11 protein-coding genes are annotated in these 18612 nt (G+C 45.9%); all 11 read left to right on the top strand.

What is annotated here, in order from left to right; genetic code table 11:
* The first annotated feature begins 3 nt into the window (after window positions 1–3).
* Entirely contained in the window at window positions 4–1176 is a 1173-nt protein-coding gene (locus CFT61_RS14915) for an esterase (RefSeq protein ID WP_089545194.1), read from the top strand.
* Between the two features lie 16 nt (window positions 1177–1192).
* Window positions 1193–2719, top strand: coding sequence for a serine hydrolase domain-containing protein (locus CFT61_RS14910; protein WP_089545193.1), 1527 nt, complete (start codon window positions 1193–1195; stop codon window positions 2717–2719).
* 182 nt (window positions 2720–2901) lie between these two features.
* A complete protein-coding gene (locus CFT61_RS14905) occupies window positions 2902–4626 on the top strand; it encodes an ATP-binding protein (RefSeq protein WP_089545192.1) in 1725 nt (574 codons plus the stop codon).
* Complete coding sequence (locus tag CFT61_RS14900) at window positions 4623–5333, top strand: outer membrane beta-barrel protein (protein WP_089545191.1); 711 nt, start codon at window positions 4623–4625, stop codon at window positions 5331–5333. Before CFT61_RS14905 ends, CFT61_RS14900 begins: the two co-directional genes overlap by 4 nt.
* A gap of 13 nt (window positions 5334–5346) precedes the next feature.
* On the top strand, window positions 5347–7095 hold the full coding sequence (locus CFT61_RS14895; protein WP_089545190.1) for a S41 family peptidase: 1749 nt from the start codon (window positions 5347–5349) through the stop codon (window positions 7093–7095).
* A gap of 308 nt (window positions 7096–7403) precedes the next feature.
* On the top strand, window positions 7404–7985 hold the full coding sequence (locus tag CFT61_RS14890; protein WP_437176834.1) for a DUF3575 domain-containing protein: 582 nt from the start codon (window positions 7404–7406) through the stop codon (window positions 7983–7985).
* A gap of 60 nt (window positions 7986–8045) precedes the next feature.
* Window positions 8046–9404: a DUF3868 domain-containing protein gene (locus CFT61_RS14885; RefSeq protein WP_176425635.1), complete on the top strand. Its 1359-nt coding sequence runs from the start codon at window positions 8046–8048 to the stop codon at window positions 9402–9404.
* A gap of 32 nt (window positions 9405–9436) precedes the next feature.
* Window positions 9437–11143, top strand: coding sequence for an Mfa1 family fimbria major subunit (locus CFT61_RS14880; RefSeq protein WP_089545188.1), 1707 nt, complete (start codon window positions 9437–9439; stop codon window positions 11141–11143).
* Window positions 11144–11286: 143 nt separating this feature from the next.
* The gene (locus tag CFT61_RS14875; RefSeq protein WP_089545187.1) at window positions 11287–12468 is read left to right on the top strand and encodes a FimB/Mfa2 family fimbrial subunit; all 1182 of its coding nucleotides are present in this window, start codon (window positions 11287–11289) and stop codon (window positions 12466–12468) included.
* A gap of 60 nt (window positions 12469–12528) precedes the next feature.
* Window positions 12529–15336 (top strand): hypothetical protein, encoded by a 2808-nt coding sequence (locus CFT61_RS14870; RefSeq protein WP_142990657.1) that lies wholly within the window; start codon window positions 12529–12531, stop codon window positions 15334–15336.
* Between the two features lie 8 nt (window positions 15337–15344).
* Entirely contained in the window at window positions 15345–17711 is a 2367-nt protein-coding gene (locus tag CFT61_RS14865; RefSeq protein ID WP_176425634.1) for a BACON domain-containing protein, read from the top strand.
* Window positions 17712–18612 lie beyond the last annotated feature (901 nt).

Here is an 18612-nt window from a genome sequence, read left to right as displayed (position 1 = left end):
GATATGAAAAAGTATATTTCAATCCTGTTTATGCTCGCTGCAGCAATGAGCATGAACGCACAGCAGAATGTATCATTCCGCTCAGGAAAACTCGTTTCTCCACAGGTAAACGAAGACAACACCGTAACCTTCCGTATCCAGGCTCCTAAAGCAAAGAAGGTAAAGGTAATCGCCGACTGGGAAGCTAACAAGGGAACAGGCATCATGAAGAAGGACAAGGAGGGCGTATGGACTTACACCACCCCAAAGTTGCCTTCAGAAATGTACACCTATCGCTTCGACGTAGATGGAGTAACAAGCATCGACCCAACCAATCCTTTCACCCGCAGGGATGTAGGCAACGTATTCAGCATCTTCTATGTGGGCAATGGCTGTGCTGATGACTACCAGGTACACGACGTGGCCCATGGACAGGTTCGCACCGTATGGTATCATTCCAACAGCGCCAACACAGACCGTCGCATGAACATCTATCTTCCTCCAACTTATGGCAAGACTGACGAGAAATTCCCAGTGTTCTATCTTCTTCATGGAAGTGGAGGCGACGAAAATGCCTGGCTCGAACTGGGTAATATCGCACGCATTATGGACAACCTCATTGCAGAAAAGAAATGTAAGCCAATGATTGTAGTCATGCCAAACGGCAACATTGCCAAGCAGGCTGCGGCAGGTGAGACTTTCGAGAACCAGAACTACAAGCCTGTAATGACCAACTTCCTGCCTCACTTCAAGGATGGAACTTTCGAAACAGCCTTTCCTGAGATTGTAGATTACGTTGATGCGACCTTCAATACAAAGGCAGACAAAGCTCACCGTGCCATCGCAGGTCTCTCCATGGGTGGTCTTCATTCTGTGATGATTTCAGCCAACTACCCAGACTTGTTCGACTATGTGGGACTCTTCTCGGCAGGAGTCAACTTCAAGGATGTTGACATGGAGGCATTCCCTGCCTACGCCAACCTGGATACCAAACTTGCCACACAGGCTAAGAAAGGCGTAAAGCTCTACTGGATTGCCATTGGAAAGGAAGATCAGCACATGAACAACAACAAGTTGTTGATGGAACGACTGGACAAGGATGGACTGAAATACACCTATCATGAGAGCAGCCGTGGACATATCTGGAGCAACTGGCGACAGTACACCCTGCAGTTTGTTCCACAACTGTTCAAATAAGAAAACACCCACTGATATGAAAAAACTATTTCTGACAATATCACTCGCCTTTGGGCTTCTCTCTGCAGAAGCCCAAACCGGCGATCTTCCTCGTGTTGCCCCAGAGCAGGCAGGAGTAAAAAGCAAGCAGGTCGTAGCATTCTTCGACTCCTTGATGTCTTTTCCCAAGACCGATATCCACAGTGCCATCGTGATGCGTCACGGCAAGGTGATAGGCGAAATCCACCCAGCCCCATTCAAGGCAGAATATGGGCACACCCTCTTCTCCTGCTCCAAGACATTTACATCGGCAGCTATCGGTATCGCCATCGGCGAACATCGCCTGAAGTTGACCGACCGTCTCGCTACCTTCTTTCCAGAATATCTGCCCAAGGAAGTGAGCGAATGGCTCTCCGACATCACCATAGAAGATTTGCTCACCATGCGATCGGGATTCGTTTTCTTCGATGAAGTAAGAAGTGAGCACTTAGACTGGGGCAAGACTTATCTGAACCATCCTATGAATTGCAAACCAGGCACCAAGTTTCAATATGATTCTCTTGACACTTACCTGCTTTCCGCCATCATACAGAAGGTAACAAGTATGACGTTGCTGGAATACTTAAAGCCACGTCTCTTCGAACCTCTTCATATTGAAAAGGTGAAATGGGAAGTGAGTCCTGAAGGTATCAACACGGCAGGTTGGGGACTTTATCTGCAGAGCGAGTCGCTTGCTAAGTTCGGACAGTTATTGCTGCAACAAGGTAAATGGGAAGGCAAGCAACTGATACCATCTAGCTGGGTGAAGGCGATGATGTCGCCACACGTAGAAGATTACTATGGCTACCAGATGTGGATGTGTGAATGGCCTGATGCCGCAAGGGCAGATGGTGCTTACGGACAATATATCATCGTAAACCCACAGCAAGACATGGTGGTAGCCATCACCCAATGTCTTACTGGCAACGGAAGTAAGGAACAAAGCCTCATCAAAAATGTTTTGTTCCCAGGCATTATCCCATCCAACGATAAGAGCGCATCTAAAGAGAGGGACATCCGACCTGGAAAGGCGTACCGCATATTGAAGAAGAAACAATCTACTTATGCACTTCCACTCTTGGAGGGAAAGAAGAGCAATAGGCAGATGAGCATACCTCTCAACGTAAGCTATCAGCTCGACAAAAATCCATTGGGTTGGAAGCAAGTAAGCTTCCTAACTCCTCAGAAAATGGAAGTAGTGGATAGTGTTGGCAGAAAGGGCATCATCGAAATGGGTTTCAAGCAATGGAAGACCTCCTCCATCGGTTTCTATCCACAGAATCCTCGTGGTACGACATTGAATTGCTTCAGCACTATCGATTTTCCTTTCCACGCCAGTTCTTGCTATGCCTGGCAAGGTGAAGAGTTAGTCATCAAAACGCACTTCGTGGATTGGATAACCGCCATCGAACTCCGTCTCCAGTTCAAAGATGACCAACTATTAATCCATTTATCAGAAAGCTATCATAGCAAGAAAGTTTCTTTTAAAGCTCATAAAGCTCAGCAACCCCATGAGCATAAATAGCTAACATTTTTTTCTTACATACTGAGCCCACATTTAAAAAGTAAGGCTTGTTTTAAAGTGGGCTCAGTTATTAATTATTCGGCATTTGCGGGACTGTTTTTACTATATTAAACAAATTCTTTCTATTTTATTTGGCAGTAATAAATAAAAATCGTACATTTGCAACAAAAAGGAGATAGACCATGACATACTCACAGGCAGATATTACCGTTCCATACGCTGTGGCGAACTTTGCTGAGATTCGCCACAAGGGATATTATTATGTGGACAAGACCAACTATATTCCACTACTTGAGCGTTACAAAGCACCAGTTTTTCTCCGTCCTCGCAGATTCGGAAAGAGTCTGCTCGTTTCCATGTTGGCTCACTATTACGACCGCAACATGGCAACACAATTCGAGGATTTATTTGGTGGAACTTGGATTGGCGAACACCCTACAAACGAGCACAACCAATATCTCGTTGTAAGATATGACTTTTCCACAACTTCCGTTGCCAGCAAAAAGGAAGATATCGAGAAGAACTTCAATGCCGTAAATTGCAGTCCACTCCGTACATTGGTGGAACGCAACAGAGACCTTTTTGGAGATTTCAGGTTCAGAGAGGATGGCAATGCCTCCAATATGTTGGTTGAAGTATGCGAGTTTATCTCTTCCCATAATCTTCCACCTCTTTATATATTAATAGATGAATACGACAACTTTACCAACCAGCTACTAGTTGTCTATAAGGACTCGCTGTACCAGGACCTGACCACAGGGGAAAGTTTCCTACGAACATTCTTCAAGGTTATCAAGGCAGGCATTGGCGAAGGTACCATCCGCACCTGTTTCTGCACAGGAGTACTGCCTGTCACCATGGATGACTTAACCAGTGGCTACAACATCGCAGAGATGTTGACGCTGAAGCCGGAATTTACCAATCTATTGGGCTTTACCCATGAGGAAGCAGCCCAATATCTGAAGTATGTCATCAAGAAATATGGCCCTCAAGCCTCTTTTGAGGAATTATGGACTCTGATACTCAACAATTATGATGGTTACCACTTTTTACCAAATGCAGAACCGTTGTTCAACTCTACCATTCTGACTTACTTCCTCAAGAACTTTGCAGAACTGAAAGGCGGCATCCCTACGGAAATGGTAGATGAGAACCTGCGCACCGACACTAGTTGGATAAGAAGATTGACCATCACGCTTGACAATGCCAAGGAAATGCTCGACAGCCTGTTGATGGATGGAGAATTGTACTATTCACAAGCCGATTTACGCAGCAAGTTCAACAAGCAAAAGTTCTTCTCCCCAGAGTTCTACCCTATCAGCCTCTACTACTTGGGTATGACCACCCTGAAGGACAATTACAAAATGGCTTTGCCAAACTTGACGACCAAGAGTGTATATATGAGTTACTACAACGAATTGAATAGTATCAGCGACAATGCCCGTAAGTTTGTTCCTGCATACGAGGCATTTGTCAGAGACAGAGAACTAGATCCATTATTCCATAACTATGTTAAGGAATACTTAGGTCAGCTTCCAGCCCAAGCCTTTGACAAGATGAACGAGAATTTCATTCGCTGTTCATTTTTCGAGTTACTGAGCCGCTACTTGAGTAATTGCTACACATTCGCCATCGAACAGAACTTGCCATCAGGTCGTGCTGACTTAGTGCTGACCGGCATTCCTGGCACATCATTCCACAACGACTGCCGCATCATTGAGTTTAAATATTACAAGTCTAAAGACGCAGGCATTGTTGATCAATTGGAAGAGGCACGCTTAGAAGATGCCCAACAGGTGAAGGCTTATGCAGCAGATATGCAGAAAGCCTATCCTCACTATCAAATAAAAGCATACGTAGCTTATATCGCAGGAAACAAGGCTTGCAAGATTTTTGAAAAGAAATGAGAAAGGTATATTTATCCATAGCCCTTGGCTTCTGCTGCCAAGGCATTCTGGCACAGCAGAGCTCCTACCGCTGGAAGGTGGAGGCAGAAGCTGGTGTCAGTTGCAGTGTGCTTGATACGGATGTGTCGGGCTTGTCGGAGACTTATTATAAGGTGCGACCGGGTTTCACGGCTGCCATCGGTGCCGAATACAATATCGTAGATCAGCTGGCGGTAGGAGCGGGCATCCGCTTCGTTCAGCGCGACTACCTGTACCAGAACCTCGGCGGCGACTCCTGGAACACCCGATACAACAACAACTTCATCAGCATCCCACTCCATGTGGGCTACTATCTCCTCCATAATCCTTACCACGAGAAGGGATTGTGGATCAAGCCGCAGGTAGGCATCTATTACGAGTACTTCACCTCCATGCATACCAAGGGTATGTATCCGATGAACATCATGGAGGGGTACAAGGGCAATGGTTCCTACATCCGCTATAACACCACCTACGATTTCAGGAAGAATGAGAACCATCTCCGCCGCAGTCTCTTGGGCGGTGAGGCAGGCATCAAGGTGGGTTATTCCTTCGGAAGATTAGATGGCTCTATTGGGTATAACTTCCAATACGGTTTCTCGCATATCTACCAGGATAAGGCCCGTACCAGCAAGACTGCCCGCCGCAACTCCAGCCTCATCACCGCAGGCATTGCCTACAAATTATAAATCATTTTAAAATATGAGAACCCCTATATATATAAAAGGTGGAATGCGATGCCTCTTCGCCTTCCTCCTGGCGACAACCACTACCGGAATGTCGCTTACCAGTTGTGTGGCAGACAATGATGCCAACGAGAAATCGATTTCCGATTATTCCGATACCGATGTCAAGTCGTATGGCGACCTGTTCCAGGTTTTCTGGAGCGTGATGAACCAGCGCTACTGCACCCTCAATGAGCAGTCTGCCGTATCTTCGCAGACCTGGGACCAGGTGTACAAGGAATACAAACCCAAGTTTGATGCCCTGAAGACCTTCCAGCATACCCCAGCTTTTACCCAGCAGGAGATTCAGGAAGACAACGCCAAGGCAAAGCAGTATTTCCAGGAAATCATCGACAAGATCATCGACCAGCATTTCTATGTCAAGATTACCCTGCCCGTCTCCCACTCTTCTACGGAAACGGTGAGATTCAACAGCACGCTCCGCAACAAGACCGAGTATTTCCCGCTGAATGCTCACTGGAACCATACCCGCGACCAGCTCAACCTGGATGGTACAGCCTTCGGCGAGATTACCTCGGATGGTTTCTGCATCATGGGCGGTTACCTGAAGGATCAGCCGGGCACCTATTACCTCGGCTTCAACAAGTTTGCCCTCTACGAAAACTGTTTCCACGAGTATCAGAAGTCCTATCTCCCTGGCAATGCCGCCAGCACCTATCATCTGGATGCTTCCACGATATCAGCCAAGGCGAAGGAACTGATTACAGATGCAGGAAAGAGAGAGAAGGCTGAGCAGCAGGCAACGCAGTTGCTTGCCGATATGGATAGCTATCTGGCTTCGGATGATGCTGCCAAAGCCTGCGAGAAGATGGCGGCCTACAGCAACCAGGGAGATTATTCCGGTCTCTATGCTCTCGCCAGCGAGGCTTACGAGAAGTCGCCGAATCTCCTCAAGCTGTTGCCTGTTACTGCTGATGCAAGCGGCATGGGCGAGCAGATCCGACAGAAGCTGCAGGGCGATGCCCGTTACCAGCAGATGCTTTCAGCCTCCGGTTTTGCCAGCTGGTATTGCCAGGCACTTGCCGATTACCTCTGGCATGAGCGGGAACTCTATGCTTACTGGAGCGACCTGAAGTTTACCTACAATCATCTCTGCGTAGAAGGTTACCGCCGTCTGTTCCTGGAGCCGCTGGCTAAGGGCGAGATCAAGAAGCTGATTCTCGACTTCCGTGGCAACGGAGGCGGAAGCGTGATAGATACCCGTCTGCTTACCGACTATCTCATCACCCAATCTGCCGTCTATGCCTACGTACGCAAAAAAGAGGATAATAATCCATACAGTTATACGCCTTGGATTCCGCAGAAGATTACGGTAACGCCGAAGAGCCTGGGCAGAAACATCCCTACCGCCATCCTGCTCGACAACTACAGTGCCAGCATGTCGGAGGTGACAACCCTCATCCTGAAGAGTCAGGGTGACCACGTGAAGACGATAGGCAGAAACAGTTACGGAGCGCAGGCGATGCTCACTTCCGACAACGAAGCCAGCAATGGCGGATGGATAGGAAATGTAACGAGCTACCTCTACTTCTACATGCCATTCTCGCTTACCAAGGATGCACAGGGCAACCTGCTGGAAAGTGTGGGAATCACCCCCGATTATCTGCTCGACGAGATGACCCAAGAGGAAAAGGAGAAGCTCTATCAGAACAATCCATCCGCTGTGGATAGAGGTCTGAAGAAGGCGATGGAGGTTCTGAAATAAGCGAGGGTGTGCAAATCACACCCTCGCTTTTTATTTTCTATATATCAGGCATTTATATCTTATTCACGATTTTTGTGCTCCCACACACTTTGCACAACAATGCAAACGTTTGCATTTCATTTTTCTTGATTTCCATCAATTTTTTGAAGCATCTTTGAGAAAATCTTCCTACATTTGCAACCGAAAAGGAAACCCAACGGCATTCAATCGTGCTGCAAGGCTTATCCTATACAACTAAGTAAATGACGATAAATAAGAATAATCAACTAGCATTATCCTTTAAGAAAGAAAATCAACAGAGTAAAATTATGATGATGAAGCAGAGATTGTTCAAACGAACACCGATGTTGTTACTGCTGATTCTCTCATCAGTAATAACCCGAGCGCAAGAGGTAGCGTTGAAGACCAACCTGCTTGGTTTGGCAACCACCTCGCTCAATGCTGGTCTAGAAATAGGCACGGGCAGGAAAAGCACTTTTCAGCTTTTCGGCGCCCTGAATCCCTGGAAGTTCTCAGGCGACAAGAAATTGCGCTACTGGAACGTAATGCCAGAGTACCGCTGGTACACCTGCCAGAAATTTGGAGGCCACTTCTTCGGCATCCATGCCCTAGGAGGTGAATACAACATCAAAAATGTGGACCTGCCTTTCGGCATCTTGCCAAAGACAGAGAAAGGAAGACATTACGAAGGCTGGTATGTCGGTGGTGGTCTCACCTACGGATACCAATGGCTGCTGTCTGAGCACCTCAATCTCGAAGGATCCATCGGATTAGGATACATCTACAGCCCATACAAGCTTTACGGAAGATGTGACAAATGTCTTGACAAGGATCACCGCAACTATGTAGGTCCAACTAAAGCCGCCCTTTCCCTGATATACGCATTCTAGGAACGATATCACCGAGATAGCGAAAAACAAAATCAAACCCTCTTTTACAAGATGAAGAATATGAAGAAAATGAAGCTTTATGCGGTCATTTCGCCCCTTTGCATTCTGTTTGCACAGAGCGCACTGACTGTCCAAGCCCAGAAGATAGATGATTCGCAGCTACGGTTGGCTGGAGGCAAGATTCTGATAGACAGCGTCTTGACACAGAAGAAGAGCGACAGTCTCAAGGTTGCTTTCCGACTCCATCTCGATAGTCTGCAGCTCAAATCAGAGCAACAGCTGGTTTTCACTCCGCTTATTGCCGGAGAAGATACCATCGCCCTGAATCCCATTGTCATCAATGGCAAAAACCAGAACATCAGATACCTGCGCAAAAGCAGCAAACTGAAGAACAGCCAGGCAGTGGTAGTGAGACGCAGGAATGATACCGAGCAGCAGGTGCTCTTCTCACAGACCCTTCCCTACAGGAAGTGGATGAAGGCTTTCAACCTCTCCATGACGGAAGACCTCTGCGGATGCGGCAACCTGATGGATCAGGATACCACTCTGATGGCTAACATCCAGCCGGCACCGAGAATCTGTCGCGACCATTACGTGAAGCCAAAGGCTGAAGCCATCAAGGTAAGAGCCGAAAAGGGTGAAGCTTACCTGAGCTTCAAGCTCAACAAGAGCGATATCCTTGCCGACTTCCGTGAGAATGCAACTGAGCTGAGAAAGATTACATCCACCATCGACCTCGTAAAGAACGACAAGGATGTGAGCATCACCAATATCGATATTCATGGCTATGCGTCGCCGGATGGTCCTTACGACAACAATGTGCGACTCGCCAACAACCGTGCGGCAGCCCTGCGCAATTATGTATGCAATCTCTACACTATCGATAAAAAGCTCTTCACCTATCACGCCACCCCAGAAGACTGGGAGGGATTCAAGAAGAAGGTGGAAGCAAGCAACTTAGCCGATAAGTCTGCCATCCTTGCCGTTGCCAACTCATCCTTGGCACCCGATGCAAAGGACCAGAAAATCAAGAAGCTTTATCCGGCTAGCTATCGCTACATCATGAGTGAGATTTATCCTCGTTTGCGCCACAGCGACTATACGGTAACCTATACCGTTCGTCCTTTCGACATTGAAGAGGCAAAGGTAATCCTGAAGACTAAGCCTCAGCAGTTGTCATTACAGGAGATGTATCTGGTGGCACAGACCTATGAGCCTGGTTCTCCAGAGTTCAACGAGGTATTTGATATTGCCGTCCGTCTCTTCCCTGATGATGAGACAGCCAATCTCAATGCCGCCTGCACAGATTTGCAGAAGGGCGACCTCGTAACTGCCGAGAAGCATCTTGCCAAGGCAGGAAACTCGAAAGAAGCTGAACGCATCAGAAAGATCTACGAGGAAATGAAGGCGGAACAATAAAAGATATAATTAACATTAAAATCATATAGATTATGAAAATTAAACATTTCTTTGGATTGGCAGTTTTGGCTGCTATGACTGCTAGTTGCTCTAGCAACAACGAGTTAGTAAATGGTGGTAATGGTTCAGGTGAGAATGAATCAGGTGTCGGTTATGCTACATTGAGCATCAATTTGCCAACAACAAATGGCACACGTGCTGCTGGCGATCCGGAATTTAACCCTGGAGATGCTAACGAGTATGATGTCAAGGATGTAACCTTGCTCATTTTCAAGGAGGCAGGTTCTTCTGAAAACGACTACACATTCGTTGAGACAGCAGATTTGGGTACTATGGCTCCTTGGGTTAAGGATGATGACAACAATGGTATCACTACAGCTGCTACTATCACCGCGAAATTGAATTCTGTTGATCTTAATGGCAAATATTATGCATTGGCCATTCTGAACAATAAGGACAAGACTAATAATCTTAAGGTCAAGATGCCTGACCCAGACCAGACATACAGTAACTGGAATGCCACTACATCTACAGATACAAAATTCGCAGATAACAAGAATGGTTTCTATATGGCAAACGCGCCTCAATTTTCAACAGGTACACCTACCACACTTGTAAAGATTGATAAAGTATATGCTACCAAGCAGGCTGCAGAAACAAGTAAAGCTACAACCATACACGTAGAGCGTGGGTTGGCAAAGGTAACTGTTGCTTCTCTCCCTACAGGGCTTCAGGCAACAGGAAAACTATATGAAAAAGATAAGGTTGATATCACTGCATGGAATTTGGATGTAACTAATAAGAGTACATTCCCTATTCACTCTCTCACAGACTTAACTACAAACTTCACCACAATTTGGAGTGCTTCAACAGATCCTGCTCCTTCAACAGGTCGTTTCGTTGATGGATCAAACACAGCCTTTAAGCGTGTATATTGGGGTGTTGACCCTAACTATAGCACAGACTATACAACTGTTACTGATTGCGAGAAGGCGTTCAATGTATTGCCAGCAAATGCGGTAATCAACGGGGATGCTACAACACCACAGTACTGTCTTGAGAATACATTCGACATCAATCATATGAAGCAGGGCCAGACCACTCGTGTTGTATTCAAGGCCAAATATACTCCTAATGGCTTCACTGCCGGCGAAACATTCTATAAGATAGGTAATAATACAGATCTTTGGAAAAAGGCAAATTTGGAGGCGCAGATTAAGGCAAAAGCTCTAGAAGCTCTGAATGAAACAGATGCAGATAAGGTAACAGTTACGCTTGATGCAACTGAAAACGATATCGCAGGAACCGCTGGCACCAAGATTTTGAAAGAAGCAAACGTACAGCATAATGGTACTAACGTATCATCAACCGAGATTAATGCTATCAATGAAAAGCTTGGTTTGAAAGCAGCAGCAGGTACAGACCCTATCGTTGGTATTGCAACTTATACTTCAGGTGAATCTTATTATATTGCCCGTATCAAGCACTTCGGTGACGACTTGACACCTTGGAATGCTGGTGATGATACCTATGGTACTGACAATGTAAAATATCTCGGTCGTTATGGTGTACTCCGTAACAACTGGTATGAGTTGACTGTAAATAGCGTTAGTGGTCCTGGCACTCCAGATGTACCTACTATCAAGCCTACAGACCCAGACGATGAGAACTATAAGTACATCTCCGTCAGCGTGAAGATCCTCGACTGGGCTAAGCGTTCTCAGAGCGTTGATTTGTAATAGCATAATAACAACGAAAGGCGGAGCTTAGGCTCCCGCCTTCGTTAAAACATACGAGTTGTGTTTTCAGCTTCACCATAGTGGAAGCTAGAAACACAACCTGATATTCTGAAATATTATATTGATAATAACCAAAAAGCATCATGGCAAACAAAAAGTTACATAGTTGGATCAAGAATATACGCTTGGAATGGGGATTCGACAGCTTGGCTGCTATCAGCCGTACCGCTGCTTTCGGAACCATCGTCGCTCTCGGCAGCATGCTCAGCAGCTGCAACGACTTGATGCACGACGACCTCCCTCCTTGCGATATGGGAGTTGACTTGCAGTTCAAGTACGACTACAACGTGCAACGTGCCGACATGTTCAATGATCATGTAGGCGGAGTTAGCGTGTTCGTATATGATCAGCAGGGTAAATTCATTACTCGCCAAGATGCCTACAACAGTGCAACATCGCAGCCGCTGAAAGACCATAACTATACCATGCGCCTGAATCTGGAACCGGGCAAATATCGCTTCGCCACCTTCGCCTTCCAGAAGAAATACGAAGAAACCCGTACGCATAATGGAGCCAAATTTCAAATCGCCATTCCCCAGGAAGGCAGCGACATCAAGGATTTGAACGTAAGGCTCGACCGCACCAGTCCGAATCACCAGAATGCCCAAAGCCCTGACGGCAACGACCCGGAGGATAATCTAGCTGTCGTAGAGAATCAATCTCTCCCACTCGACACACTCTGGCAGGGACTTAGCGACCATCTCGTAGAAGTAAAAGACTTACAGGTAACAAAACATACCATCAGCCTCGTCAGAGATACCAAGCAGCTCACCATCCGACTGCACCAGCTCAACGAGCCTACCAACATCAAAGCCGACGACTTCAGTTATCAGATAACCGATGCCAACGGCTACATCAACTACGACAATTCCCTCCTCCCCGACGAGGAGTTAAGATACACTCCATACAAGACATGGACCACCGAATTCAAGAATCAAGATGGCAAAGTAACAGAACGAACAGCCATCGCAGCCCTGATGTTCAGTAGAATCGTACTTCATCCCGTAACCGAGAACGACAAGAATGCGATACTGAGCATCTGGAACAAGAAGACGGGCGAGGAGGTGGTCCGCATCAATCTTGCCGATTGTCTCGCCCAAGGCAGAGGAGCCTTCGAGAACATGAACTATTCGGCACAGGAGTTCCTGGATAGAGAATACGACTACAAGCTCGACTTCTTCCTCAAAGGTGACCAGTGGCAGTATATGCAACTCGGCATCTCCATCCTCGACTGGAGCAAGCGCATACAGCGTGCCGACTTATAATCGTAAATCATTCATCGAGATGGAAGCATCGAGATGGAAAAAGTAAAAGGTAAAGTTATCATGAGAAGATTTCATATCTATATAGGTTTCATAGTTTGGTTGTTGACTAGTTTATTTGCAGTTAGTTGTACCGACGAGTTGGAGGGCGAAGGATACTCCTTCAACTCGTCAAGCAACCTGCACGTGCTGGTACCAACCGTGCTCAGTGCGAGCGGCGAGGCATACAGCAGCAGTTCCTCTGATGTACCTACCTATAATGCCACGGTAGATGAATGCCAGATCAATGATCTTCGCCTCTACGCCTTTCCTGTAGATAATCACGGAAAGCTGGTAGCAGAGAATCTTCCTGCGCCATTGGCAAGCATGATGCTGGAAGAAAACGTTGCCAATTATCAGCTCACCATCGAGCCAGGAACTTACCATATCTATGTAGTTGCCAATATGAGTGATGTGTTGAAAGGCAAGAATATCACTACAGAAGGTGAATTGAAAGAACAGGTGCTGGGATATACTTCTAACCTGACTCCGGGTTTACCTATCTCCACCAATATTCCAATGATATACGAGCCAAAGGATATCAACGGCAAAACTGCAGAAACAGAAATCAAGGCGACAGATAATTCAGCAACTGTTATCGCAAATCTGAAGTTCACCTGTGTCAAGGTAAAGTTGAATCTCATATTCGATCCTGCTGAAGCAAAAGTATTCAGCGGCAAAAGTTTTTCAATCAAGAATATTCTTGCGCAGCAGTTATCTCCAAGCACATCTCTATGCTGGGATGGAAAATTCAGCCAGTCTGAAGTTAGTAAAGAATATGCAGAAGGCTTTGAGAGTAATCAATATGATGCTGCCAATAACAAAAATGGCCTTTACTATCAAGGGGATGCGTGGGAACGAAATGATGCTAATGCAAATATAAACGACAAAGATGTAATCACCCTCAACGAAGGAGCCAAAGGCTCTGCCAATCCAACAGATGCCACAGCCAAATGGCTTTTCCAGGGCACATACTATTTGCCGGAGAGATACATCGCCAATGCATCCCAGCAGTCACGACTGGCTATTAAAGGAAGCATCGATGAAAGTATCGACAACAAGTATATCATTCCGTTAGGTCACAAGCAGAATGAAAGCTCTACTACAGAGCTTCCAACCTTCCCTCGTGGCACCTACTACGAGATTATCGGCAACATCAAGAGTCTGGGCAATATCACTCTCGACGGCAAGACCTTCATCAAGCCTTGGGAGCCAATGAGCATTGATGCCGACTTCAGCCACACCACGCTGTGGTTAGACAAGACAAGAGCCAAGTTAACTTCGCTCACCAACGACTCAATCTTCTACAAGACCAACGCTGCCGCCGTGGAGTTTGGCTGCGACAAGAAAATCAAAGTCGATGGAAAGGACGAGGACTTTATCATTGCCGCAAAGACGTATAATGACCGTATCACGTTCACCATCAATCCTGCGATTCCTTATACCGCTTATTCGGACAAAGAAAGGGAAGGCAAGGCTAAGATTTGGGTAAAAGCCAACAACTTGATAAAGTATCTGGATGTGGAATACAATATTCAGCCTCTTTTCGAGGTTGATCCCCTGGAGACAACCATTTTTTATGAGGCTGGTGCTGAAACTAACACAAAGAAGTTTACATGGGTTACCAACTTGGGAGGTATTGTGATTGATAAGGACAAATCAACTGTCGGTTCTTCAAATATCACCATCAAGCTGGAAAATTCTGATACTGATGCAAAGGGTACAATCTCTGTGAAGGCAGAAAATAACCCTACAACCACTGTCGAGCATTACTTTAAGGCTCATTCTAAAAAGAAGGTTGACGGTAAGTATATAGAGCGTACTATCAAGGTGGTTGTAAAACCTCCATTCGGTGATTACTATATCTATTTCCGTGCTATCAATGACAGAAGTTACAATAATGCTAAATATGATCGGACTCTTGACGAAAATGTAAATGTGTCGGGAGGTAACTATAATTGGAATGACGGTTGGTTACAGGATAAAGGGAGCAATGCCATTAATGTAGATCACCATAATTTATATATGTATTATCAATATGGTGAAAGTGGTGGTACTGATAATATACCTGAGGAGAATGTATGGTATTTTACCGGCTATTATACGAATCCAGGAGGGAACGGTCCTGCTGGGCGAAACAGCCGTATGACTGGGGCCGCAAATAATCCGGGATGGTATTATTACAAAATACCAAAAGATGCTAAGGGACATAATAATCATAACAAAGCAGATAGGGAAATCAAGCCAGGTGAGACTTTGATGATTTTCTACAGTTACAACAATAATGGTCCAGACTACCACCGCTGTCCTCACCACATGGAACCAGGTATTCCTCTTTTCAACTACGAAGACCATGAGGGATGGATACTCTATGACCCGACATCAGACCCTACATACCGCATCTTCGACGAAAGACCGGAAGTAGAGAATGTGACATATACAGTGTATTCTCCATATGAAATCAAGAGATGGTCTTGTAACTTTGGAATTTCTAATAACGAATTGACAGGACAATGGACACTTTACGATGAAGTAGGTAGTCGTACAGAATCGAACGGCTCCATGACTTTTTCTGAAGAAACAATTGGTGGTAAAAAATGGTATGTGACAAAGATTAAGTTGAAAGCCGTGAAAGGCTATCACGAGAAAACCATTTTGATTCAGAACAACTCTGGTGATACAAATGAGTCCAAAGTCCTTTTCGGAGGTAGAAGTTATGAGAAAGATGGCGATACAGGATGGATTGAAAGAAAAGGTGGCGGAATTGTTGCATGGCATCCTGGAGTACCTAACAGTGGTGATTGGACTGATGATAACGGAAATAAACAATGAGAATTAATATGAAAAAGATATTATCACTTTTGCTGACACTGTTAGTATTGAGCAGTTGCAGTGACTCTCTGAACGAGGACGGAGGCTCGGCACCTTCAGATGGGAGCCGACTGGAAGATGGTGGCATCACGCTCACCATCACACTTCCCGACTTTTCAAAAGAGGAACTGACAAGGGCTGGCGATACGGGATTGAAGAGTCTGAACGTAGTGGCTTACGATGATAAAGGAGTGTTCCTGTCGAACCAAAGCGTTTCCGATTACGAACTTGTGTCGGGCACCGACAACACTTACAAAGTGAAAGTGCCTGTCACGGAAAAGGCTACAATGATTCATCTGGTTGCCAATGCCGGCGATTTGTCAGATACTCAATGTCAGAGTGGTTTGGACAAGGCTGCCATTTCGGGAACAATCAACACAGAGAATCCTGTCTGCTGGGGAATGATCAGCGTGTCAGACTTGATGAAGGCAAATCCAGAAATCAGTTTGCTGCGCCAGTTTGCCAAGGTAAACGTCAAGTATGAGAAGACTACATCCAGTGATTTCAAAGACGACAATACGTTTGAATTGGAAAGCTTCCAGTTGTATGATGCTGCAGACAAGGGAACCATAGCTCCCAAGGATTTTAACTATAATGCAGCAGCAGTCAATGTGCCAGCTGATGCAGGCAAAGCTAATAGCGGATGGCAGACAGGCGAAACACCTTTCTATGAGACTGCCGCCGGTCAAGCCTATCTCATCGTGAAGGGTAAATATAATCGTGTGGAGTCTTACTATAAAGTATCCTTCCTTACCGACAACGACATGACAAAACCGATGGCACTGCTGCGCAACCATGCCTATACAGTAAAAATCACTCACGTGAACACCAATGGCTGGCCCACAGAAGCAGAGGCTATTAAAGACCCATATCCCGAGAACCGAATGAGGGTGGACGTGAAAGATGACAACCCATTTGTGACAGACATGATAGCCTGCAAGGACTATCATCTGGGAGTAAGCGACCAAGTAAGCGGCGCATGGGATGATGAGAATATTAACGCCACTGTCGTTACAACTATCAAGAACAATGAGAAGCCGACTTTCTCTAAGTCCGATGACTGGATAAAAGGTGTCACGGTCAGTGAGACTATCACCGTGCCGGATACTGACGGTCCAAACTCTACTACAGGTAAGAAATATAAGATTTCGATTGCGGTAGAAAAAAATGAATACTCTGAGGAACCACGCACAGGAAAGGTAATCGTGAAGTCGGGCGACTTGACCCGCACCATAACCGTGACCCAGAAAGGTAAGGACTTCAAGCGTTCTGACAGAACCGTAAAGCTTATGACATCAAGCAATGTGGGCACACCGGTAGAATATAATGACTATTTCAACAAATTCCTGCCAGGTACTAAAGGTATCAGCCCGAAGGATATGCAGAACGATATTGTCAGAAACGATGGTCTGCACTTCGGGGTGGGAACCAACAAGTTCAGCTATCTGATTCCAATGAAAAAAGGTGATGTTGTGACTTATGGCGCAAACAGCGACTTGTTTAAGGTAGAGGAAGATGGAGCTAACTGGAAAGTGACGCTGAAAAGTGCCGCTGACAACTATGATATCTGGATAGGTGACTTCACCATCACCTATCAAGAGAGTGGACACAACATTGCTATCACGTATCCTGTTTATCATTGTGGAATCTTCCACAAGATAGATGCCACCGACAACCAACAACCGCCTTATGACGAAGATGATAAACAGCAAGGTCCTGTCAGAGGACGTTTCTACTATGGTGTGGTGAAAGTGCAGGGAACAGGTGGCAAAACATATATCATGCTCGACCGCAACCTCGGAGCCTCCAGCGACAGATGCTATGCTCCGGGCACCAAGGCGCTTAAAGATAACAAAGGAGCCATTGGCGGATATTTCTATATTGCCAAAGAAAAGCAGAATCAGACAGATGCGGGTAATATCATCAACAATCTGCCTCAAGGTTTCACTATTCCCGAGAATAGTGTGTTCCAAGACATCATAGACGGCGGTAATCTGAAAGTGAAGACCCGCTACACCTTGTCGGGCGAGGCGTACAACAGTGTTGAGATAACAACAGACAATTCGGAGCTGCCCGTAATCTATTTGCCAGCCACAGGATATGTGGAGGGTGAGGCTTTCAGAAATGTTACTCATGTCAGCCTGTGGACACGCACGCTGCTCGCTGGCAGTCAGGGCTTCAGCCCTACGAGTACTGAGTATGGTTTCTGGTATCGCTATTTGGATGTATATGGTAAGATTTGCACCATGTCGAATCTCCGCTTCGTAAGCGGTAGTGCAGGTAAAAACACCGGGACTTACAGGGCCATGCCATTACGCCTGGTACATGTTCTGTAATAAACACAAGATAAGTGATAAATACAATAACATCATTTACTTATATATAATTAAAGTATAAAAACAGCTGTTTTAAAAAGAAGGGTTGGGTTTTCGTGAGAAAGTCCAACCCTTCATTTTGTCAGGATACTCCTGACAAGGGGTCAAGACGTCACTGAGAGGTCGTCATGATAGTACTGACGGATGGTAAAGACGCTTCCATCGCTTATTGCCTCACTACGGCATTATATTGCCCTTTACCAGGGCAATATCTTGCCATCGCCAGGCACAAAACGATACGTCGGGAGAGAAAATCCCCACTCTCTTTTTTACTCTTCACTCTTCACCAAATCGCCTGAAACCCCGTTAAACACTGGGGTTCCGAGAGGTGAAGAGTGGCGCACCACTCTTCACCACTCTTCACCCACTCTTCACCTGGATATTTTTTCATCGGATTACGCTGAGTTAACAGAGCATTCTTGCTCCACGGATTACGCACGGATTCGTCAGGCGTCTGTCTTCCGTGAGGCGTCCCAGCGGATTTGCAACCGTCAGGCGTCCCAGCGGATTTGCAATCCGCTGTTAAAAAATGTTCGACCTATGAAACCGGGGGATTTGCAATCCCCCCTCAATCAATAACCGTCAGGCGTCCCAGCGGATTTGCAATCCGCTGTAAAAAAACGTTCGACCTATGAAACCGGGGGATTTGCAATCCCCCCTCAATCTATAAACAGCTAGCGAAAAAATCTGGGGTGAAGGGTGGTGAAGAGTCGAGCGCACTCTTCACCCTACCAAATCAGCTCATACACAAATACTTACACCACTCCGGTGAAGGGTGAAGAGTATTTTTGAATTTGGCGGATAATCGTTGCAAGTTACAGCGGATTACAAATCCGCAAAGAAAAGGTCGAACATTTTTTAA

Origin of the sequence: Segatella copri (genome assembly GCF_002224675.1) — a bacterium.
Classification (GTDB): Bacteria; Bacteroidota; Bacteroidia; order Bacteroidales; family Bacteroidaceae; genus Prevotella; species Prevotella copri_U.
This window is presented reverse-complemented; position numbering and strand designations above follow the sequence as displayed.

What these genes read in the sequence shown, in the direction of transcription:
- CFT61_RS14910 (WP_089545193.1), top strand. Translation starts at nt 1,193, where the DNA reads ATGAAAAAACTATTTCTGACAATATCACTCGCCTTTGGGCTTCTCTCT.
- CFT61_RS14890 (WP_437176834.1), top strand. Translation starts at nt 7,404, where the DNA reads ATGATGATGAAGCAGAGATTGTTCAAACGAACACCGATGTTGTTACTG.
- CFT61_RS14895 (WP_089545190.1), top strand. Translation starts at nt 5,347, where the DNA reads ATGAGAACCCCTATATATATAAAAGGTGGAATGCGATGCCTCTTCGCC.
- CFT61_RS14875 (WP_089545187.1), top strand. Translation starts at nt 11,287, where the DNA reads ATGGCAAACAAAAAGTTACATAGTTGGATCAAGAATATACGCTTGGAA.
- CFT61_RS14870 (WP_142990657.1), top strand. Translation starts at nt 12,529, where the DNA reads ATGAGAAGATTTCATATCTATATAGGTTTCATAGTTTGGTTGTTGACT.
- CFT61_RS14880 (WP_089545188.1), top strand. Translation starts at nt 9,437, where the DNA reads ATGAAAATTAAACATTTCTTTGGATTGGCAGTTTTGGCTGCTATGACT.
- CFT61_RS14885 (WP_176425635.1), top strand. Translation starts at nt 8,046, where the DNA reads ATGAAGAAAATGAAGCTTTATGCGGTCATTTCGCCCCTTTGCATTCTG.
- CFT61_RS14900 (WP_089545191.1), top strand. Translation starts at nt 4,623, where the DNA reads ATGAGAAAGGTATATTTATCCATAGCCCTTGGCTTCTGCTGCCAAGGC.
- CFT61_RS14865 (WP_176425634.1), top strand. Translation starts at nt 15,345, where the DNA reads ATGAAAAAGATATTATCACTTTTGCTGACACTGTTAGTATTGAGCAGT.
- CFT61_RS14915 (WP_089545194.1), top strand. Translation starts at nt 4, where the DNA reads ATGAAAAAGTATATTTCAATCCTGTTTATGCTCGCTGCAGCAATGAGC.
- CFT61_RS14905 (WP_089545192.1), top strand. Translation starts at nt 2,902, where the DNA reads ATGACATACTCACAGGCAGATATTACCGTTCCATACGCTGTGGCGAAC.